A 19,944-nucleotide genomic window follows, 5' to 3' on the forward strand; every position below is an offset into this window, starting at 1 on the left:
ATCTCAGTATTCGGTTCGCGACATGAATTGCTTGTTTTTGCCGTTTGTTTTGAACGCGACCAAGCCTTAGCCGGCCGGATGCACTGCGCAAATGCGCTGACGGATGCCCGGCTTCGGCACGTCATCATAGCCATGCTCGTAAGCCCGGACAGTCAGTTTGCCGTCGACGGCGCGAAGCAATTCGCCTTCCTCCAGAAGATACGCCTCCCGCGCAGGATGCCCATAGGCCTCGTTTCCCTTCGCGAAGGTCTCATAGAGAAGAACGCCACCCGGCGCGACGGCGGCAACGATATCGTGCAGAATGGGACGATGCAGATAGCAGGTCACGATCACCGCGCCGAAGCGGCGGCCGGCGAGGGGGAACGGCCGGCCACCCTCCAGGTCCACCTCCCGGATGTCCGCGCCGGCAGTACCGGCCAGATCCGCGACGGCCGTGGTATCCTTGTCGAGGAAGACGGTCTCGTGACCACGGCCCAGAAACAGCCTGCCGTGACGCCCGTTCCCGCAGGCTAGATCCAGGACCGGGGCACCCGGGGGGACAAGCCCGGCCCAGCGTTCGATCCAGGAACTTGGCGCTGTGAACCCGGCATGACGCTGGGTCAGATGATCTGTCATGATCCCGCCTTTCGTATCAGATGGCTTGCAAGCCACGGCATTTAGGGCCAAATCAGAAACAAGGCCCCTTCAAGGGGTAACGAAAATATGGTCGACCGATATGATTTCGTTCAACCTTCGCTGCGCAAAGGACCATGAATTCGAGGGCTGGTTCAAGGATTCAGCCGCATTCGAGGACCAGATCGCCCAGAAGAAGATCGACTGCCCGATATGCGGCAGCCGCAAGGTCGAAAAGGCGCTGAGCCGACCGAACATCTCGTCCAGCCGCAGCCAGACCGCCGCACAGACCGAAGCCGCCAGCAAGATGCGGGAAATTCTGCGCGAATTCCGGCGCACGGTGGAATCCACCCACGAACATGTCGGCGACCGGTTCGCCGAGGAAGCCCGCAAGATTCACTACGGTGAAAGCGAGGCGCGCGGCATCTATGGCGAAGCGACCAGCGAAGAAGCGGAATCCCTGGCGGAAGAAGGAATCCCCATCGCGAAAATCCCCTGGATCGAGGAAGCCAAGGACAACTAACGCCTATTGGTTGTTTATGGCCGCGTTTTCGGCAAAAACTCCCGAATAAAGTTATATCGATCCGATATATTTTGACTTGATATAGGTCGGCGCGGGTACTATGTGTCCGCCGTGCCAAATGACTGCGCGGGATCGGGTATGCAGCCCGAACAACGGGCGCGCGGCGCACGGTCGGGACCCAGATGGACACAAAAACCACATGCCTCGGTGTGCTCGCCCTCGGCGAAGCGTCCGGCTATGAGATCCGCAAGGCGTTCGAGGAAGGCCCGTTCAGCCATTTCGCGGACGGCGGCTTCGGCTCGATCTATCCTGCGCTGAACAAGCTGACGGACGAGGGGCTGGTCACCTGCACCGCCCAACATCAGGAAAAGCGCCCCTCAAAGAAAGTGTACCGACTGACCGAAGCCGGCTGGGACCGGTTGGAGCAGGAAATGCGTGCCCGCATCCCCGGTGAGGACAAGTACAGATCCGATCTGCTGTTCATCCTGTTTTTCGCCGATTGGCAGGCCCCGGAATGGATTGCGCGCGTGATTGACGCGCGGATCGACTTCTACCGCGACAAGCTGGAAGCCATGAAAGACTGTTCGAGCCTGGACGGGTTGATGGTGGGCCAGCGTCTGGTTCACGGGTTCGGTTGCGCCGTCTATCAGGCCGCGCTGGATTATCTGGTTGAGCACCGTGACGCCTTCGTGGCCGCCGCGGGCAAATGTCACAATTGCCGGCAAACCGCCGCGGAATGATCGAGACTGGGAAAAAACGATGAAACTGCCGATCAAACCTTCTTTTCTGATCGCCTTCGCCCTGGCGGCGGGCGCCGCGGGGTGGATCTATTCCGGGCAGTTGGAGGACGATCCTTTCGCCGCGACCGAAGGGGAAGCAACGGCCGAGAAGCCGGCGCTCTCGGAACCCGAACCCGCGAAGAAGGAACTGCCTTCGGTCCGGGTCGCGGAAAGCCGGGCATCGGATCACCGCGCGGTCCTGCTTTACACGGGTCGCACCGAGGCGGACCGCCGCGCGGTCCTGCGCGCCGAAACCGAAGGACGCATCGTCGAAGTCGGCGCCAGCGTGAGCGATGAGGTCACCGCCGGAAAACTGATCGTCAAGCTGGCCGCGAATGACCGATATGCGAAGCTGAAAGAAGCCGAATCCCTGGTTCGTCAGCGCGAGATAGAATATGACGCCGCAAAACAATTGGCCGGCAAGGGGTTCCAGACGGAATCCAAGCGCGCTGAGGCGGAAGCCAACCTGACAGCCGCCAAGGCGGCGCTGGAGCAAATTCGGGTCGATCTGGGCCGTACCACCGTCGAGGCCCCGTTCGACGGCGTCATAGAATCCCGCTCGGTCGAGGTTGGAGATTACGTGCAGCCCGGAGACGAAATCGCCGTCGTGGCGGATTTCGACCCGATCGTCGTGACGATCCAGGTCTCCGAGCGCGAGATTTCCCGCGTTGACCCGGGCGTAACGGCGGAAATTCAATTGCTGGACGGTCAGACCCATTTCGGATTGGTCAGCCGCATCGCCCCCACGGCCGACAGCGCCACCCGCACGTTCGAAGTCGAACTGGAGGTTGCCAATCAGGGGACGCGGCTGCTGGACGGCATGACGGCCAAGGTGTTCCTGCCGGCGCAGGAAGTATCGGCGCACCGTATCACACCGGCCCTGTTGGCGCTCAGCGATGACGGCGCGGTCGGCGTGAAGGCGGTCAACGAGGAAAACCGGGTTGTCTTCTATCCGATCGAGATTGTCGAGGATACGGCGGGCGCCATGTGGGTGTCCGGCCTGCCCGACACGGTGACACTGATCACCGTGGGGCAGGCCTATGTCGCGCCCGGTGCGACGGTTCGTCCGATCCCCGAGAGTGAGGCGGAGAAGCCTTATGAAGAGCGGCCCGCCGCGTCCCAGACCCTGAGCTCCATGCCTTCCGGAGACCCCTCGTGAGTCCGATCGATGCCGCCCTGAACCGGTCGCGAACGGTTCTTGGAACACTCGCCTTTATCCTTATTGCCGGGGCCCTGGCCTACATCACGATCCCCAAGGAGGCCGATCCGGACATCAACATCCCGATCATTTATGTCTCCATGCATCATGACGGCATTTCGCCGGAGGACGCCGAACGCCTGCTGGTCCGACCGATGGAACAAGAGTTGCGCGGCATCGAGGGCGTGAAGGAGATGCGCTCCACCGCCTATGAGGGCGGCGCCAACGTGCTGATGGAGTTCGAGGCCGGATTCGATGCCGACAGCGCCCTGGACGATGTCCGGGAGAAGGTCGATCTGGTCCGTCCCGACTTGCCGGAGGACACGGACGACCCGACCGTCAATGAAGTGAATTTCAGCCTCTTCCCGGTCCTTGTGGTCACGTTGGCCGGCGACGTGCCGGAGCGGACCCTGCTGCGCATCGCCCGCGACCTTCAGGACCGGCTCGAAGGCATCGGCACTGTACTGGAAGTCAACATCACCGGCGACCGCGATGAAGTTGTCGAGGTGCTGGTCGACCCGGTCCTGGTCGAAAGTTACGGCCTGGAACCGGAAGCGCTACTGACCCGGATCGGCAACTCCAACCGGCTGGTCGCAGCCGGCGCGCTGGACACCGGCAGCGGCCGCTTTGCCATCAAGGTTCCGGGCCTGTTCGAGGATGTGAACGACATTCTGGACCTGCCGCTGATCAACAACGGCGACGCCGTCGTGCGCATCCGTGATATCGCGGAGGTCCGGCGCGGGTTCAAGGACCCGGTCAATTACGCGCGCCTGGGCGGCAAGCCGGCGCTGGCCCTGGAAGTCGTCAAGCGCAGCGGCGAAAACATCATCGAGACGATTGAGGCGGTCCGGGCCATCGTGGAGACCGAGAAGCAATACTGGCCCACCGGGGTCGAGGTCGGATATTCGAACGACAAGTCCGAAGACATCCGAACCATGCTGACCGACCTGCAGAACAACGTCCTGTCGGCGATCCTGCTGGTCATGATCGTTGTCGTCGCGGCACTGGGTCTGCGCGGTGGGTTGCTGGTCGGTGTGGCGATCCCCGGATCCTTCCTGGCCGGCGTCATGGTCCTGTCGGTTCTGGGCCTGACCGTGAATGTGGTCGTCCTGTTTGCGCTGATCCTGGCGGTCGGCATGCTGGTCGACGGCGCCATCGTCGTCACCGAATATGCCGATCGGAAGCTCTCGGAAGGCGTGGACAAGAAGCAGGCATACGGGCTGGCAGCAAAGCGGATGGCCTGGCCGATCATCGCGTCCACCGCGACGACGCTTGCCGCGTTCCTGCCGCTTCTGTTCTGGCCCGGCGTCGTCGGCGAGTTCATGAAGTTTCTGCCGATCACCCTGATCGCAACGCTGTCCGCGTCGCTGGCCATGGCGCTGATCTTCATTCCGACGCTGGGCGCAAACCTGGCGGCGGTAACCCGGATCATCCTGACCGTTGCCCTGACCGTCGCTCTGGGCGGCATGGGGTTCGGCATGGCCGGGGAGTTCGGCCTTACCGAGATGGGCCCCGTCTTCGCCCTGCCCGCCGCCATCATCGGTCTGGTCCTCGGTGTTTGGCTGGGCGGCATTGCCGGACGCCTGCTGGAGCGGCACGAAGTGGACAACGCCAATGCCCGCGCCCTGGCAGCCCCTTCCGGCAAGGATGACGGCGTCGACGCGACCATGGACCCGAATTCGGTCCGCGGCGTGACGGGAATCTACGTAAAGACCCTGTCCCTGGCGCTGCGGGCGCCTTGGCTTGTTCTGTTGCTGGCGGCCGGCACCCTGGTTGGCACCATCATGGCCTATGGCACCATCGGCAAGGGCGTCGAGTTCTTCCCCGAGATCGAACCCAAGCTGATGATCGTCAACGTCCACGGCCGCGGCAATCTGTCGGTCGACGAGAAGGACACGCTGACCGCCGAGGTGGAGCGCGAAATCCTGGCCATCGGTGACGAGACCGGCGAATTCCAGTCGATCTACACCTCCAGCGGCAATTTCGAGGTGCGCGACGACGAGGCCGAAGACATCATCGGCAAGATCACGATCGAGTTCGTCGAATGGAGCCAGCGCCGCCCCGCCGCCGAGATCAAGGCGGAAATTCGCGAACGCACCGCCCATCTGGCGGGAATCGTCATTGAGATCCGGCAGGAGGAACAGGGCCCGCCGACCGGTAAGCCGGTGCACCTGCAGATGAGCGCTAGAAACCCCGCGGTTCTGGACGAAGCGGTTGAGATCGCCCGCGCACATTTCGACGGCATGGACGGCCTGATCGACATCGAGGATTCGAACCCGATCCCAGGCATTCAATGGGAATACAGCGTCGACCGCGCGCAGGCCTCCAAGTTCGGTGCCAATGTCGCCGTCCTGGGCAGCTTTATCGAACTGGTCACCAACGGTCTGAAGATGTCCGACTACCGGCCGGACGATTCGGATGAGGAGATCGATATCCCGGCCCGATTCCCCGAGCAGTACCGGTCAATCGACCAGTTGGACCGGCTGCGGGTCAACACGGACCAGGGGCGCGTTCCGGCCGGCAACTTTGTCACCCGTACTGCCAAGCAGAATACCGGTATCCTGCGCCGGGTCGACGGGTCCCGCATCGCCTTCGTGAAGGCGGATGTCGAAGAGGGACTGCTGCCGAACGATTTCGTCAATGACCTGCGCAGTTGGCTGGAAACCAATCCACTGCCGGAAGGTGTGACGGTTGAATTCAAGGGCGAAGACCAGGAACAGCAGGAAGCCCAGCAGTTCCTCATGAAAGCCTTCGCCATTGCGCTGTTCCTGATGGCGATCATCCTCGTGACACAGTTCAACAGCTTCTTCTCCGCGTTCCTGATCCTGTTCGCGGTGATCATGTCGACCGTGGGCGTGCTGATCGGCCTGATGGTCATCCAGGAACCCTTCGGAATCGTGATGAGCGGCATCGGGGTAATCGCGCTGGCGGGGATCGTGGTGAACAACAACATCGTCCTGATCGACACATTCGACCGGCTGAAGAAATCATCGGCCACGGCGCGGGACGCGATCCTGCGAACAGGGGCACAGCGCCTGCGGCCGGTGATGCTGACCACGGTGACGACGATCCTCGGCCTGCTGCCGATGGTGCTTCAGACCAATATCGACTTTGTCACCCGCGAGGTATCGCAAGGCGCCCCATCGACGCAATGGTGGGTGCAACTGGCCACAGCGATCGTCTTCGGTCTCGCCTTTGCGACGCTGCTGACCCTGCTGGTCACGCCGTGCTGGCTGCAGTTGCGGGCCGACATTTCCAATGCGCTGGCCCGCCGACGCGGCAGACGCAAGGGGTCGATTGCCGAAGCCAGCCCTGCCGAATAGGCTGCGTCCCGGAAAATAGAGAACCGGGAGGCAAAGATGGACAAGGAACTGTTTGAAAAGGGGCTGGAGATCCGCAAGGCGGTGGTTGGCGAGGATTACGTCAACAAGTCGCTGGAGAACGCCAACTCCTTCAACATGCCGTTTCAGGAACTGGTGACCGGCTATTGCTGGGGGCATGTCTGGGGCCGTCCGGGCCTGTCCCGGCACACGCGGTCCATGCTGAACATCGCCATGCTGTGCGCGCTGAACCGGCCGCATGAGCTGAAAATTCACCTGCGTGGCGCGGTGAACAATGGGGTCAGCCCGGCGGAGATGCAGGAGATTCTGCTGCAGGTCGCGATCTATTGCGGCGTACCGGCAGCCCTGGAAGGCTTCAAGATCGCCACCGAAGTGCTGGAAGAAATGGGTGTCGACATCCCCAAGGAATGACCGTACGCCCGCCCCTGCCGCCGGGGGCTGCACTGGACATTTCGGGTTTGGCATACAATCTTGCGGGTAGATCGGCGCCACCATCCGGCGCCCCGTCGCCTATCATTGGGAGAGCCGAAGAATGGCCGTTGTTGAGATTTACACCCGCCCGATGTGCGGTTTCTGCTACCGCGCGAAGAAGCTGCTGGACAGCAAGGGCATCAGTTACTCCGAATACGACATCTGGGCAGAGGATGGCCGCAAGGCCGAGATGGAGAAGCGCAGCAAAGGGGCGCAGACCGTCCCGCAGGTCTTCATCGACGACAAGCTTGTCGGGGGTTGCGACGATCTGATGGCGGCCGAGGCCGACGGCAGCCTGGATAAGATGCTGGGCGAAGCCGCCTAGAGCAATTTCGACGGGGAGGGCGAAAGCAATGACGAACACGCTGAAGGTCGGACTGGTACAGATGACGTCGACCACATCGGTCGATCGCAACATCGAAATCTCCAGCGCCATGATCCGTGACGCCGCGGCCAGGGGCGCCGAACTGGTGGCCCTGCCGGAGGTGGTGAACCTGATGCAGGTGAACCGCGACGAATCCCGGAAGGTCGCGGCGCTGGAATCCGACGACCCCTCCCTTGCAGCCTATCGCACCCTGGCGAAGGAACTCGGTATCTGGCTGCATGCCGGGTCGCTGATGATCCGACTGTCCGACGACGCGCGTTTCGCCAATCGCGGTTTTCTGATCGGGCCCGACGGCGAGATTCGCGGCCGCTATGACAAGATCCACATGTTCGACGTCAATCTGGCGAATGGCGAAAGCTACCGCGAGAGCAACGGCTTCCGACCGGGCGATCACGCCACCCTCGTCGACACGCCCTGGGGCGGATATGGCATGGCGGTCTGCTACGATGTGCGGTTCCCGCATCTGTTTCGCGACCTCGCCAAGGCTGGCGCTCGTATCCTGGCGGTGCCGGCGGCCTTTACCCGCACGACCGGCCAGGCGCATTGGCACACGCTGTTGCGCGCCCGCGCCATCGAGAACGGCTGCTTTGTCATCGCGCCGGCGCAATGCGGCGACCATGAAGACGGCCGCAAGACCTTCGGCCATGCGCTGGTCATCGACCCCTGGGGCGAAATCCTGGCCGACGGCGGCCCGGAACCGGGTGTCGTGCTGGCGGAAATCGACCTCGACCGGGTCGACGAGGTCCGCGCCATGGTTCCGTCGCTGACCAACGACCTGCCCTATGACAAACCGAGCCCGACCGGCCTGGACGCCGCGGCCGAGTGATCCACTGTGGATGTCGCGATTTCGACAGCGCAGCCCCGTCATCGGGTCCGCGACACCGTCATGTCGTGTTAAACGCAAAAGAAGTCGCGGGAGCGCGCTCAACGGGCCCGCGTTGCCCCTAGCAATACTGCACGATCGACTTGGGGGAGCCGAATCGCAATCCGTCTTCCCCGCACGATGCCCCGATGTGCCAATCGAAAGGTGGGATGGAGAATGAGCAAGTCCGATATTGAAATCGCCCGCGAAGCGAAGATGCTGCCGATCACCGAGGTCGGCGCGAAGCTGGGCATTCCGGCTGAGCAGCTGATGCAGTACGGCCCGAACAAGGCCAAGATGAGCTTCGCCTATCTGGACTCGCTGAAGGGCAAGCCGGACGGCAAGCTGATCCTTGTCACCGCGATCTCGCCGACCCCGGCGGGCGAAGGCAAAACCACCACCACGGTCGGCCTGGGTGACGGCCTGAACCGCATCGGCAAGAAGGCCATGATCTGCCTGCGCGAACCGTCGCTCGGTCCGTGCTTCGGTGTGAAGGGCGGCGCAGCCGGCGGCGGCTATGCCCAGGTTGTCCCGATGGAGGACATCAACCTGCACTTTACCGGCGACTTCCACGCCATCACCTCCGCCCATAACCTGCTTTCGGCGCTGATCGACAACCATATCTACTGGGGCAACGAGCTGGGCTTCGACGAGCGCCGCGTGGCCTGGCGTCGCGTCATGGACATGAACGACCGCGCCCTGCGCGACACGGTCGTCTCGCTGGGCGGCGTTGCCAACGGCTTCCCGCGTCAGACCGGCTTCGACATCACCGTCGCCTCGGAAGTCATGGCGATCTTCTGCCTGGCCGACGGCCTGAAGGATCTTCAGGAGCGCCTGGGCCGCATCGTCGTCGGTTATACCCGCGACCGGAAGCCGATCCTGGCCCGCGACCTGCAGGCGGAGGGCCCGATGACGGTCCTGCTGAAGGACGCACTGATGCCGAACCTGGTGCAGACGCTGGAAAACAACCCGGCCTTCATCCATGGCGGCCCCTTCGCCAACATCGCCCATGGCTGCAACTCGGTCTCCGCCACCAAATCGGCCCTCAAGGTCGCCGATTATGTCGTGACCGAAGCCGGATTCGGTGCCGATCTGGGCGCCGAGAAATTCTTCGACATCAAATGCCGCAAGGCCGGCCTGTCGCCGGAAGCGGTGGTCATCGTCGCCACGGTTCGCGCCCTGAAGATGCATGGCGGCGTGCCGAAGGATCAGCTGGGCGAAGAGAATGTCGAGGCCGTGAAGAAGGGTCTCGCCAATCTTGGCCGGCACATTCGCAATGTCGGCAAGTTCGGTGTCCCGGCGGTGGTCGGCATCAACCGCTTCATCAAGGACAGCGAGGCCGAACTGCAGGCGATCCAGGAATTCACCAAGACGCTGGGCGTCGAAGCGGTGGTCTGCGAGCACTGGGGCAAGGGCTCCGAAGGCACCGAGGAACTGGCCAACAAGGTGGTCGGCCTGATCGACGGCGGTCACGCCCAGTTCCGTCCGCTCTATGACGACGACATGCCGCTGTTCGAGAAGATCAATACCGTCTGCCGCGAAATCTACGGCGCGGAGGAAGCCATCGCGGACAAGAAGGTTCGCGATCAGCTGCATCAGTGGGAAGAGGAAGGCTACGGCAACCTGCCGGTCTGCATGGCAAAGACGCAGTACAGCTTCTCCACCGACCCGAATCTGCGGGGCGCCCCGTCGGGCCATGTCGTTCCGGTCCGCGAAGTACGCCTGTCGGCCGGGGCCGGCTTCATCGTCGCGATCTGCGGCGAGATCATGACCATGCCGGGCCTGCCGCGGAAACCCGCCGCGAACTCGATCAAGCTGGACGATGCCGGCCTGATCCAGGGCCTGTTCTGATCCGCAAAGTTCGGGTCCAACGGTTTGGGAAAGGGGAGGCTCCGGCCTCCCCTTTTTCTTTGTCCGGATCAGCAGGGGGAGGTCAGCCCGGCGTGCTGCGCGCGGCAGGGGGCGGCGGCGGCCGGCGCAGGCGGGATTCGCGCAGGGCGATATAGGTGGCGGCGGAAAAGATCACCGCGCCGCCCAGGAAGGTGAACAGGCCCGGCTGCTGCTGAAAGAAGACGAAGCCCAGCACGGCGGCCCAGATCAGCTTGAAGAAATCGACCGGCATGACGACCGCCGTCTCGCCCTGGCGCAGCGCCTCGGTCAGTGCCCATTGCGCGGCACCGCCCAGCGCACCGATGACGATCAGCCAAAGCCACTCCCCGCCCTGTGGCCAGGTCCAGACCGTCAGGGCGAAAGGCAGCGACAGGGGCGTCATCATCAATCCCATATAGAGGGTAATGGTCAACGAGCTGTCATATTGCGACGCCCGCTTGATCACCAGCATGGCGCAGGCCCAGAGCAGCGCCGATCCCAACACCAGAACATGGCCCAGCTCGACGGTCGAGAAACCCGGCCGGATGACGATCATCGCCCCCATGAAGCCGACGGCAATCGCCGTTCCCCGACGCCAGCCCACCACCTCCTTGAGGATCAGCGCCGCCAGACCGGTTGCGAAAATCGGCGCGGTAAAGCCCAGGGCGGCGACATCGGCCAACGGCGTCAGGGTCAGCGCCGTGAAATAGGCCAGCATGGCAAACAGATTGATGACCGCGCGCAGCCCCAATAGCCCCGGCCGCCTTGCCTTCAGCGGCGCCAGTCCATAGCGCAGGAACAACGGCGTCAGCGCCGCGAAGCCGAACAGATTGCGAAAGAAAGCGATCTCGAACGGATGAATCGTCTCACCGACATGCCGGATCGACGCATGCATCGCCGAAAAGCACAGGCCGGACAGAAACATCCACCCCATGCCGCGCAGATTGGCCCTGCGCCTCTCACTATCCGTCGACACCTGCATGTCACCCGCATCGCATACCGAACTGTCAGTCTATTCCGCTTCGAACCAAAACCAAGCCGCGGCAGCCCCGATCAGTTGAGACACCTGGGTTCCTTCAGAACAATCGTCACCGTTACAGGCGAACAATGGCGGTCATGAATTGCTGCACCGCGGACTTGCCAATACAACTGTTTGGGACGCCAACTACGCTGCCCGCAACCCGCCCTGCAGCATGCGGGACACCGCCTCCGTGCCCGAGATATAGGCGCCGTGGGCGGTGCTGAAATAGTCGGGGGAGCAGGCCTCACCGGCGAGGATCAGGCGGTCGTCGAAGGGCGCGCGCAGGGCGGCTCTTGCGCTGAATCGTCCCGGCAGAGCGGCCGAATAGCCGCCCAGGATGTTGGGATCGGTCGACCAGCAGCTCGACACGCTGCCGAGGATCCTGCGCTTCATATCGCTGCCCAGGATTTCCACCGCGGCCTGCAGGGTATAGTCGATCAGCGCCGCGCGCCCTCCCTCCCGGGCAAGGTCTGCCGCTAGGTCCCCGGCCAGATAGCCACCGATCGTGTTCTGGCCGAATTCATGGAAGTTGATTCCGATCATATGCCCCGCCCGGGGCATGACATGGGCAATCACCGGCGGATCCATGACCGGGCCGTTGGTGAACAGCGCCACCCGCTCCGCGAAGCCCAGGCGCACATCGTCCAGCGCCGCACGCACCGATTCCGGCAGGTCCGGCGTGAAGCGGATCGACCCGGATCGCAGCACCTCCGGAGAGACGGTCACCACCACGGACCGCGCCGTCAGGGTGCCATCCACCGTTTCCACCCGCACGTCCTTGCCGCTGCGATCGATCGCCGTCACCTTGCAGCCCGTGCGAATGGGCAAGCCCTCTGCGAAACTGCAGATCAGGGCGCCGTATCCATCCCGAACCGGCCAGTCCTCTTCCGTCTCGGAGTATTCCTTGAGATCCTCCGTCGAGACGCGATCGGGCGGGACGCCGACCATCGCCCCGGACCATCCGACATAGAAGTCATGAAAGGGCGAAGTGCTGTCGATCACATCCTCGACGGAAACATCCCTCTCCGCCGCCAGGGCTCGGTCATGGCATTCACCGTAATACCGGGCACAGGCGGCGCGGGTTTCCTCGTTCTGAAGGGCACCGTCACGATACAGCGTGGGCGGAAAGCTGTCGTGGGTGTGATGCATCGTCAAGATCTCACCCCGAGCCAGGGCGGCCAACGAAAACGGGTTGCGTGACGCGCAGTGCAGGAAATGGCAGCCCAGATCGTAGGCGATGCCATGATCCCGGACGGTATGCGCCCGGCCGCCGATCCGGTCCGCAGCCTCCAGGATCTGCACCTTCAGACCGGCCGCCCGCGCGGTCAGCCCGGCGCCAATTCCCGCCGCCCCGGCACCCACGACGATCAGATCCCAATCCACGCTTTTCGACACTTGACCACGCCTCCGACAAAACGACACTAGAGCGCCCTACATAACCTACGGTCCGGGAGTCTCAAGATGTCCGTCTCGATCTATCACAATCCGCGCTGCTCCAAATCGCGCCAGACGCTCGGCCTGCTGCAGGAAAAGGGCATCGAGCCGGAAATCGTGCTTTATCTGGAAACCCCGCCCGACGCCGCCACGATCCGCGCCCTGGTCGCCCGGCTCGGCCTCGCCAGCGCCCGCGACCTGATGCGCCGGGGCGAGACGGTCTACAAGGAGCTGGGCCTGAAGGACGTCACCGATGAGGACGCCCTGATCCAGGCCATGGCCGACAACCCGATCCTGATCGAACGCCCCATCGTCCTGAACGGCGACAAGGCCAGGATCGGCCGCCCGCCGGAAGGGGTGCTGGAGATCGTTTGAGACCGAGCGGCCACCCCGGTTCAATCAACGGACATCGTTCCCGTTCGCGGCCCAGCGATATTTGGTAGGAGCTCCGAAGCGCCGCTCCAGTCCGGCGGCGACTTCGGCGTCGGTGTCTTGCGGCAGGCTGGCCAGGTCTTCTAGGAGTTCGGAATCCGACGCATGAGCCCGTTTCAGCGCTACGGTACCTATTCGATAGCGTTCCAAGATCTCCAGTTCATAAACCCAGAACCAATCCGGGTTACGCTCGATTTCCGCGTCCAGAAGAGCCCAGAAGCGGTCGACCTGTTTCAGGTCCTCGAGCACACTTTCACCATATCGTTTTGCAGCGAAGTCGTAACTGTCGTCGAAGCGCAGCAGACTGAGACACAGACGGTCCTGCCGGTCCGGGTCGATTCGCGCGCAGAGGATTGCCAGTCTGTGAGATATCGCCATGTACGCCGTGGCCTTCATCATTGCCGACGCGGCACCACCCAAATCTCTTGCCTCCACCAACGACTTCACGCCATCTGACCAGTAACCAACGCGTTCGAGCTGGGCATCGAGCAGAAGCCGCTCAGCACCGAGCAGAAGGATGGAATGGCGCCAGATTTGTTCCGCCCGACGATCAAGGTCGCCCTTGGCAGGTACCGACAATGCCATTTCGGCAATAGCCCACTCCAGGTCCCGGAACATCCCGGCCATGTCACGCAGCGCATCGGTCGGCGCTTCGTCCAGGAAATCGGCCTCGCCGGCACGCTTGCCGTCCCACCAACGCGCGGCGGTTTCCACCGCCGCCGGCAAGCGGTCGAGGTTGCGGCAAGACGCAGGATCGGCACCGGTCTCTCCGCAGGCCAGCTCCGGCCCATAGGCAATCCGAATGGGATCGAACCCTTCCTGCCGGATCAGTGCGCCATATGAAAACTGGCTGATGAGCTGCCACGCCCAGCGTTGCGAGTCCGACAATTCCTCCGCCCGGACAGCCGGGAAGCCCGCACTCACGGTCAGCAAAACCGCGGCGGCGCAAGGGGCAACGAAAACATCGCGTAAAAATCGCATCCGCGACAATCCCACACGGGGGCGATATTTGGCAAGAAATCCGCCATCCCGCGCTTTCCATGCCGGGGCGCTTCGTGTAGAGAACCCGCCTAGCCCACAGGGTCGCACTGCCGTATCAACGCTTCGCATTTCCGGAGGCGCGTTTGCCCATGCCCAAACGTACAGATATCGACGCCGTCATGATCATCGGGGCCGGCCCCATCGTGATCGGTCAGGCCTGCGAATTCGACTATTCCGGCACCCAGGCGTGCAAGGCGCTGAAGCAGGAGGGCTACCGCGTCGTGCTGGTGAACTCCAACCCGGCGACGATCATGACCGACCCGGAAACGGCGGATGCGACCTATATCGAACCGATCACCCCCGAAATGGTCGCCAAGGTTCTGAAGCGCGAACGCCAGGAACATCCGGACGAGAAACTGGTCCTGCTGCCGACAATGGGCGGACAGACCGCGCTGAACACGGCGCTGGAACTGGAAAAGCGCGGCGTGCTGGACCTGCTGAATGTCGAGATGATCGGAGCCGACGCCGATGTCATCGACAAGGCGGAGGACCGGCAGCGGTTCCGCGAGGCGATGGACAAGATCGGCCTTGAAAGCCCGCGTTCGCGCCAGATCGGCACCCTGGAAGAGGCCATGCTGGCGCTGGACTACGTCAAGCTGCCGGCGATCATCCGCCCGTCCTTCACCATGGGCGGCACCGGCGGCGGCATCGCCTACAACAAGGAAGAGTTCCAGAAGCTGGTGAAGGATGGCTTGGCCGCGTCGCCAGTCCATACGGTGCTGGTCGAGGAATCGGTACTGGGCTGGAAGGAATTCGAGATGGAGGTCGTCCGCGACAAGGACGACAACTGCATCATCATCTGTTCGATCGAGAATATCGATCCGATGGGCGTGCATACCGGCGATTCGATCACCATCGCCCCGGCGCTGACGCTGACCGACAAAGAATACCAGATCATGCGCAACGCCTCGATCAACTGCCTGCGCGAGATCGGCGTGGATACCGGCGGATCGAACGTGCAGTTCGCGGTGAACCCGGACGACGGCCGCCTGGTCGTGATCGAGATGAACCCGCGCGTCTCCCGATCCTCCGCCCTGGCATCCAAGGCGACCGGTTTCCCGATCGCCAAGGTCGCGGCCAAACTGGCCGTCGGGTATACGCTGGACGAGCTGGACAACGACATCACCAAGGTGACCCCGGCGAGCTTCGAACCGTCGATCGACTATGTCGTCACCAAGATGCCGCGCTTCACCTTCGAGAAGTTTGCCGGCGCCGATCCGACGCTGACCACCTCCATGAAATCGGTCGGCGAGGCGATGTCGATCGGCCGGACCTTCCAGGAAAGCCTGCAGAAGGCCCTGCGGTCCATGGAAACCGGGCTGACCGGTCTGAACGAAATTGAAATCGGCGACGACAAGGATGCCTGGCGCGCCGCGATTTCCAAGCCGCTGCCGGATCGGTTGCTGAAGGTCGCCCAGGCCTTCCGCCAGGGCATGACGCTGGAAGAAATCTACAAGGCCAACAAGATCGACCGCTGGTTCCTGGCACAGATCGAAGGCATTGTGCAGGCCGAGGCAGCGGTGCGCGCGGACGGCCTGCCGAAGGACCGCCAGAGCCTGCTGCGGCTCAAGAAGATGGGCTTCTCGGACGCCCGTCTGGCGGAGCTGAGCGGCCAGGAGGAAAGTGCCGTCTTTGCGCTGCGGGACGAGCTGAACGTGCGGCCGGTCTACAAGCGCATCGACACCTGCGCCGCGGAATTCCCCAGCGAAACGCCCTATATGTATTCCTGCTACGAAGGCGATGGCCTGACCGAACCGGAATGCGAGGCGGACGTCACCGACCGCACGAAAGTGGTCATTCTGGGGGGCGGCCCGAACCGGATCGGTCAGGGGATCGAATTCGACTATTGCTGTGTCCATGCCTCGTACGCCCTGGCCGATGCCGGCTTCGAGACGATCATGGTCAACTGCAACCCGGAAACCGTCTCGACCGATTATGACACGTCGGATCGGCTTTACTTCGAGCCGCTGACCGCCGAGGACGTCATCGAACTGGTCCGCAAGGAACAGGCGAAAGGCGAAGTCAAAGGCGTGATCGTGCAGTTCGGGGGCCAGACACCGCTGAAACTGGCCGGTGCGCTGGAACAGGCGGGGATCCCGATCCTGGGCACGTCGCCGGATGCCATCGACCTGGCCGAGGACCGCGAACGGTTCCAGCGGCTGCTGCAGGAGCTGGATCTGCGTCAGCCGCCGAACGGCATTGCGACGTCCGAGGAGCAGGCGATCGCCATCGCCACGGATATCGGCTACCCCGTCGTCATCCGCCCGTCCTATGTTCTGGGCGGACGCGCCATGGAAATCGTCCATGACGAGGGCGAATTGCGACGCTACATCAATTCGGCCGTGCAGGTTTCCGGCAAGAGCCCGGTGCTGATCGACTTCTACCTGAAGGACGCTATCGAGGTCGATGTCGACGCCCTGTCGGACGGCGAGACCGTCCATGTTGCAGGGGTCATGGAGCATATTGAGGAAGCCGGCATTCACTCCGGCGACAGCGCCTGCTCCCTGCCGCCCTATTCGCTGCCGGTCGAGATCGTCGACGACATGAAACGCCAGACCGAAGCGCTGGCGAAGGCGCTGCAGGTCGTCGGCCTGATGAATGTTCAGTACGCGGTCAAGGACGGCACGGTCTATATTCTGGAGGTCAACCCGCGCGCCAGCCGCACGGTACCCTTCGTCGCCAAGGCGACCGGCGTTCCCATCGCGAAGATCGCCGCGCGTGTCATGGCCGGCGAGAAGCTGGGCGCCTTCGATCTGGAACCGCATGCGCTGGGCGATCACATCGCGGTCAAGGAAGCAGTCTTCCCGTTCAAGCGTTTCCCGGGCGTCGACGTCATCCTGGGTCCGGAAATGAAATCGACCGGCGAAGTCATGGGGCTGGATGTCGATTTCGCCCATGCCTTCGCCAAGGCGCAGTTCGCCTGCGGTGCGGATCTTCCGGCCTCCGGTACGATCTTCGTGTCGGTGAAGGACAGCGACAAGCCGGCGATTCTGGAACCCGCCCGCATGATGGCGGAATGCGGCCTGTCGCTGATTGCGACCGGCGGCACGGCGCGCTTCCTGGAGGAAAACGACGTCCCGGTCCGGCACATCAACAAGGTGCTGGAAGGTCAGCCCCATATCGTCGATTCGATCATCAACGGCGAAGTGCAGCTGATTTTCAACACGACCGAGGGCCGCAAGGCATTGGAGGACAGTTTCTCCCTGCGGCAGGCCGCGCTGAGCATGGGAGTCCCCTATTACACGACCGTCGCGGGGGTCCGCGCCGCGGCCCTGGCGATCCAGACGCTGAAACAAGGAACCCTTGAAGTCGCGCCCCTTCAATCGTACTTTAAGCGTTCGGCTTGAGGGGTCTTTCCCGACAGACGCGGGGCTATCTCACGACGTCCTGAATACATGCCGGTCGGTGAAGAACTTGCCTCAAGGTCTTTTCCGCTCGCTGGAAGATAGTGCCGAAACCCGGTGCACCGCATAGGGCGGGCCCGGCGGTCATGATTGATAGTGGATTGGTGGAATGCAGAAGGTTCCGATGACGCTGCGTGGCTATGAAGCCATGACGGCCGAGCTGAAAACCCTGAAGGGCACTGAGCGCCCGGCGATCATTCAGGCGATCGCGGAAGCGCGTGAACATGGCGATCTGTCGGAGAACGCGGAATACCACGCCGCGCGCGAACGGCAGAGCTTCATCGAAGGCCGTATTGCGGAGCTGGAAGATCAGTCCAGCCGCGCCGAGGTGATCGACCCGTCCAAGCTGGATGGCGATTCCGTCAAGTTCGGGGCGACCGTCACGATTGCCGACTGCGAAACCGACGAAGAATCCGTCTACCAGATTGTTGGCGAGTTCGAGGCGGACCTGACTGAGAAGAAGATTTCGGTCACCAGCCCGATGGCACGCGCCATGATCGGAAAGTCAGTAGGCGACGTTTTCGAGGTCAACAGCCCCGGCGGATCCCGCGACTATGAAGTCGTTTCCGTGAAGTTTTCCGGATGAACGATTTCTTCGCCCCTCTGACGAACTGGCTGAACGGGCTTACCGGCCTCGAATTCTCCATCCATGGTTATATCGCCATCCTGCTCACGCTGATCGGGGTATTCGGTCTGTATGCAGCTCTGATGCTGCTGATGCATCGTTCGCGTGCAAGCGAGCACGACCAAGTCGTCTACGATTACCGGGACCCGCGGCAGGATTCGTAACATTCGCAGCATTTTAAGGTTATCCTAACCAGTTCTCCGTTAGATGGTACCCTACAAGAATAGGGGATATCCGGAGGAACCACCCAATGCTGTCCAGATTGTCGATCAACGCGAAGCTGCTGCTGATCGTAGCGGCGCTGACACTTACCAGCGTCGTTGTGGCCTGGGTTACGCTGGACGCCATGCATAAGGCGATGGTGTCAGAGCGTCTTTCCAAGCTGAACGCCCTCACCGAAACCAGCGTCAATATCGCCGAATCCTATAACCAGCGCGTCGAAGCCGGAGAAATGAGCCGGGACGAGGCGATTCAGGAATGGGCCAAGGTCGTGTCGGCGATGACCTATGAGGGCAAGGAGTATCTCTTCGCCTGGGACCGCAAGGGCAATGCCATCGCCCACATTCGTCCGGATATCGTGGGCAAGAACCTCTGGGACCTGCAGGACCCAAGCGGACAATACCTGATCCGCGACCTCTGGAAGATCTCGCTCGCGTCGGAAGAAGGCGGTCGATATGACTACCTCTGGCCGCCGGCGAAGGACGAACCGCCGATCGCGAAGGTCAGTTGGGCCCGCTATGTCGAACCGTTCGATATGATGGTCGGCACGGGCGTATTCATCGCGGATCTGGATGCGGCCTTCCAGGAACAGATGATCACGGTCGTGATCGTGATCGTTGTTCTGGCCGGACTTTCGATTCTGATTGCGTTGCTGATCGCGCGGGATATCGCCGGGTCCCTGGGACGTGTGGCCAAGGTCATGCAGCAGATGAACGATGGTGACCTGGACGTCGACGTGCCGGATCAGAAACGCGGCGACGCGGTCGGAACGATCAGTCGGGCATTGGATGTGCTGCGCGCCGGCGCGAAGGAAGCATCGGTCCTGCGTGAGCAGCAGGCGGAAACCAAGGCCGCGGCGGAACGGGAACGCCGGGAACAGCTGGCCCGCATTGCCGAGGAATTCCGCGCGTCCGTCGAATCCGTGGTAGGCAAGGTTTCCAAGGCTTCCGAGGAAGTTCGCGCCGCAGCCAACGATATGTCGGAGATGGCGCAGTCGACCCAGCATCAGGCGGGCGAAGCCTCCGCGGCGACCAGCGAGTCGTCGGAGAACGTCGCCACCGTGGCCACGGCGACGGAGGAACTGATTGCCTCCATTCAGGAAATCGGCCGACAAACCGAAAGCGCGCGCTCCGTCAGCGAGGAAGCCGTGGGGGCCACGGAACGCTCAGAGCATACCGTACAGGGCCTGGTCGAGGCGGCCCAGAAGATCGGCGACGTGCTGGGCCTGATCGCCGAGATCGCGGAGCAGACCAACCTGCTGGCCCTGAACGCCACCATCGAGGCCGCCCGAGCAGGTGAGGCCGGCAAGGGCTTTGCCGTCGTCGCCAGCGAGGTCAAGGCCCTGGCGCAGCAGACGCAGCGGGCGACCGACGACATCAACTCCCATATCGATGGAATCCGGAAGGCTGTCGGCGACGCGGCGGGGGAAATGTCGAACATCCGGGATGTCATTTCGGATGTGTCCCGGTCGGCAACGGCGATCAGTGCCGCCATCGAGCAGCAGGCCGCCGCGACGCAGGAAATCAGCCGATCCATCCAGCAGGCCGCCAGCGGTACCGAACAGGTCAGCAGCAACGTGGCCGCCGTGACCGATACGGCGCGCAGCGCGGGCGAGGTGGCGTCGCACCTGCTCAGTGCCGCGAACGCGCTGACGCAGGATTCGGTTGTCCTGCGCGATCAGGTCACTAAGTTCCTTGGCTCCCTGTCGGAGCAACAGAACTGATCGCA

The 19,944-nt window shown here is 62.8% G+C and carries 17 protein-coding genes; 13 read left to right on the forward strand and 4 right to left on the reverse strand.

The window, feature by feature from the left end; translation table 11 throughout:
• Positions 1–66 precede the first annotated feature (66 nt).
• Positions 67–615, reverse strand: a complete 549-nt coding sequence (locus tag R8L07_05070; GenBank protein ID MDW3204894.1) for a class I SAM-dependent methyltransferase — start codon at positions 613–615, stop codon at positions 67–69.
• Between the two features lie 100 nt (positions 616–715).
• On the opposite strand from R8L07_05070, the gene R8L07_05075 reads away from it, so the two are divergent.
• The 8 genes from R8L07_05075 to R8L07_05110 all read left to right on the forward strand — a co-directional run bounded on the left by R8L07_05075 (position 716) and on the right by R8L07_05110 (position 10,022).
• Entirely contained in the window at positions 716–1,135 is a 420-nt protein-coding gene (locus R8L07_05075) for a DUF1178 family protein (protein ID MDW3204895.1), read from the forward strand.
• Between the two features lie 182 nt (positions 1,136–1,317).
• The gene (locus tag R8L07_05080) at positions 1,318–1,875 is read left to right on the forward strand and encodes a PadR family transcriptional regulator (protein ID MDW3204896.1); all 558 of its coding nucleotides are present in this window, start codon (positions 1,318–1,320) and stop codon (positions 1,873–1,875) included.
• A 19-nt stretch (positions 1,876–1,894) separates the two neighbouring features.
• A complete protein-coding gene (locus R8L07_05085; protein MDW3204897.1) occupies positions 1,895–3,073 on the forward strand; it encodes an efflux RND transporter periplasmic adaptor subunit in 1,179 nt (392 codons plus the stop codon).
• Complete coding sequence (locus tag R8L07_05090) at positions 3,070–6,435, forward strand: efflux RND transporter permease subunit (protein MDW3204898.1); 3,366 nt, start codon at positions 3,070–3,072, stop codon at positions 6,433–6,435. The genes R8L07_05085 and R8L07_05090 overlap by 4 nt, the downstream gene beginning before the upstream one ends.
• A 36-nt stretch (positions 6,436–6,471) precedes the next feature.
• Positions 6,472–6,864 (forward strand): 4-carboxymuconolactone decarboxylase, encoded by a 393-nt coding sequence (gene pcaC / locus R8L07_05095; GenBank protein MDW3204899.1) that lies wholly within the window; start codon positions 6,472–6,474, stop codon positions 6,862–6,864.
• 121 nt (positions 6,865–6,985) lie between these two features.
• Entirely contained in the window at positions 6,986–7,249 is a 264-nt protein-coding gene (grxC, locus tag R8L07_05100) for a glutaredoxin 3 (GenBank protein ID MDW3204900.1), read from the forward strand.
• 28 nt (positions 7,250–7,277) lie between these two features.
• Entirely contained in the window at positions 7,278–8,135 is an 858-nt protein-coding gene (locus tag R8L07_05105) for a carbon-nitrogen hydrolase family protein (protein MDW3204901.1), read from the forward strand.
• Between the two features lie 213 nt (positions 8,136–8,348).
• The gene (locus R8L07_05110) at positions 8,349–10,022 is read left to right on the forward strand and encodes a formate--tetrahydrofolate ligase (protein MDW3204902.1); all 1,674 of its coding nucleotides are present in this window, start codon (positions 8,349–8,351) and stop codon (positions 10,020–10,022) included.
• Between the two features lie 82 nt (positions 10,023–10,104).
• Here the strand turns inward: R8L07_05110 and R8L07_05115 are convergent, their stop codons facing one another.
• On the reverse strand, positions 10,105–11,016 hold the full coding sequence (locus tag R8L07_05115) for a DMT family transporter (GenBank protein ID MDW3204903.1): 912 nt from the start codon (positions 11,014–11,016) through the stop codon (positions 10,105–10,107).
• Positions 11,017–11,205: 189 nt separating this feature from the next.
• The gene (locus R8L07_05120) at positions 11,206–12,456 is read right to left on the reverse strand and encodes an NAD(P)/FAD-dependent oxidoreductase (GenBank protein MDW3204904.1); all 1,251 of its coding nucleotides are present in this window, start codon (positions 12,454–12,456) and stop codon (positions 11,206–11,208) included.
• Positions 12,457–12,522: 66 nt separating this feature from the next.
• On the opposite strand from R8L07_05120, the gene arsC reads away from it, so the two are divergent.
• Complete coding sequence (gene arsC, locus R8L07_05125; protein ID MDW3204905.1) at positions 12,523–12,870, forward strand: arsenate reductase (glutaredoxin); 348 nt, start codon at positions 12,523–12,525, stop codon at positions 12,868–12,870.
• Positions 12,871–12,894: 24 nt separating this feature from the next.
• Here arsC and R8L07_05130 read toward each other — a convergent pair whose 3' ends face one another.
• Complete coding sequence (locus R8L07_05130) at positions 12,895–13,908, reverse strand: hypothetical protein (protein MDW3204906.1); 1,014 nt, start codon at positions 13,906–13,908, stop codon at positions 12,895–12,897.
• Between the two features lie 149 nt (positions 13,909–14,057).
• Here R8L07_05130 and carB point away from each other — a divergent pair, with 149 nt between their 5' ends.
• The 4 genes from carB to R8L07_05150 all read left to right on the forward strand — a co-directional run bounded on the left by carB (position 14,058) and on the right by R8L07_05150 (position 19,939).
• Positions 14,058–17,315, forward strand: coding sequence for a carbamoyl-phosphate synthase large subunit (carB, locus tag R8L07_05135; protein MDW3204907.1), 3,258 nt, complete (start codon positions 14,058–14,060; stop codon positions 17,313–17,315).
• 166 nt (positions 17,316–17,481) lie between these two features.
• Positions 17,482–17,958: a transcription elongation factor GreA gene (gene greA / locus R8L07_05140; GenBank protein MDW3204908.1), complete on the forward strand. Its 477-nt coding sequence runs from the start codon at positions 17,482–17,484 to the stop codon at positions 17,956–17,958.
• Entirely contained in the window at positions 17,955–18,161 is a 207-nt protein-coding gene (locus R8L07_05145; GenBank protein MDW3204909.1) for a hypothetical protein, read from the forward strand. The genes greA and R8L07_05145 overlap by 4 nt, the downstream gene beginning before the upstream one ends.
• An 86-nt stretch (positions 18,162–18,247) precedes the next feature.
• Positions 18,248–19,939 (forward strand): cache domain-containing protein, encoded by a 1,692-nt coding sequence (locus R8L07_05150; GenBank protein MDW3204910.1) that lies wholly within the window; start codon positions 18,248–18,250, stop codon positions 19,937–19,939.
• Positions 19,940–19,944: the final 5 nt, after the last annotated feature.

This window comes from Alphaproteobacteria bacterium, assembly GCA_033344895.1.
Taxonomy (GTDB): Bacteria; Pseudomonadota; Alphaproteobacteria; order UBA8366; family Aestuariispiraceae; genus Pacificispira.

What these genes read in the sequence shown, in the direction of transcription:
- R8L07_05070 (MDW3204894.1), bottom strand. Translation starts at nt 615, where the DNA reads ATGACAGATCATCTGACCCAGCGTCATGCCGGGTTCACAGCGCCAAGT.
- R8L07_05075 (MDW3204895.1), top strand. Translation starts at nt 716, where the DNA reads ATGATTTCGTTCAACCTTCGCTGCGCAAAGGACCATGAATTCGAGGGC.
- R8L07_05080 (MDW3204896.1), top strand. Translation starts at nt 1,318, where the DNA reads ATGGACACAAAAACCACATGCCTCGGTGTGCTCGCCCTCGGCGAAGCG.
- R8L07_05085 (MDW3204897.1), top strand. Translation starts at nt 1,895, where the DNA reads ATGAAACTGCCGATCAAACCTTCTTTTCTGATCGCCTTCGCCCTGGCG.
- pcaC (MDW3204899.1), top strand. Translation starts at nt 6,472, where the DNA reads ATGGACAAGGAACTGTTTGAAAAGGGGCTGGAGATCCGCAAGGCGGTG.
- grxC (MDW3204900.1), top strand. Translation starts at nt 6,986, where the DNA reads ATGGCCGTTGTTGAGATTTACACCCGCCCGATGTGCGGTTTCTGCTAC.
- R8L07_05105 (MDW3204901.1), top strand. Translation starts at nt 7,278, where the DNA reads ATGACGAACACGCTGAAGGTCGGACTGGTACAGATGACGTCGACCACA.
- R8L07_05110 (MDW3204902.1), top strand. Translation starts at nt 8,349, where the DNA reads ATGAGCAAGTCCGATATTGAAATCGCCCGCGAAGCGAAGATGCTGCCG.
- arsC (MDW3204905.1), top strand. Translation starts at nt 12,523, where the DNA reads ATGTCCGTCTCGATCTATCACAATCCGCGCTGCTCCAAATCGCGCCAG.
- R8L07_05130 (MDW3204906.1), bottom strand. Translation starts at nt 13,908, where the DNA reads ATGCGATTTTTACGCGATGTTTTCGTTGCCCCTTGCGCCGCCGCGGTT.
- carB (MDW3204907.1), top strand. Translation starts at nt 14,058, where the DNA reads ATGCCCAAACGTACAGATATCGACGCCGTCATGATCATCGGGGCCGGC.
- greA (MDW3204908.1), top strand. Translation starts at nt 17,482, where the DNA reads ATGCAGAAGGTTCCGATGACGCTGCGTGGCTATGAAGCCATGACGGCC.
- R8L07_05145 (MDW3204909.1), top strand. Translation starts at nt 17,955, where the DNA reads ATGAACGATTTCTTCGCCCCTCTGACGAACTGGCTGAACGGGCTTACC.
- R8L07_05150 (MDW3204910.1), top strand. Translation starts at nt 18,248, where the DNA reads ATGCTGTCCAGATTGTCGATCAACGCGAAGCTGCTGCTGATCGTAGCG.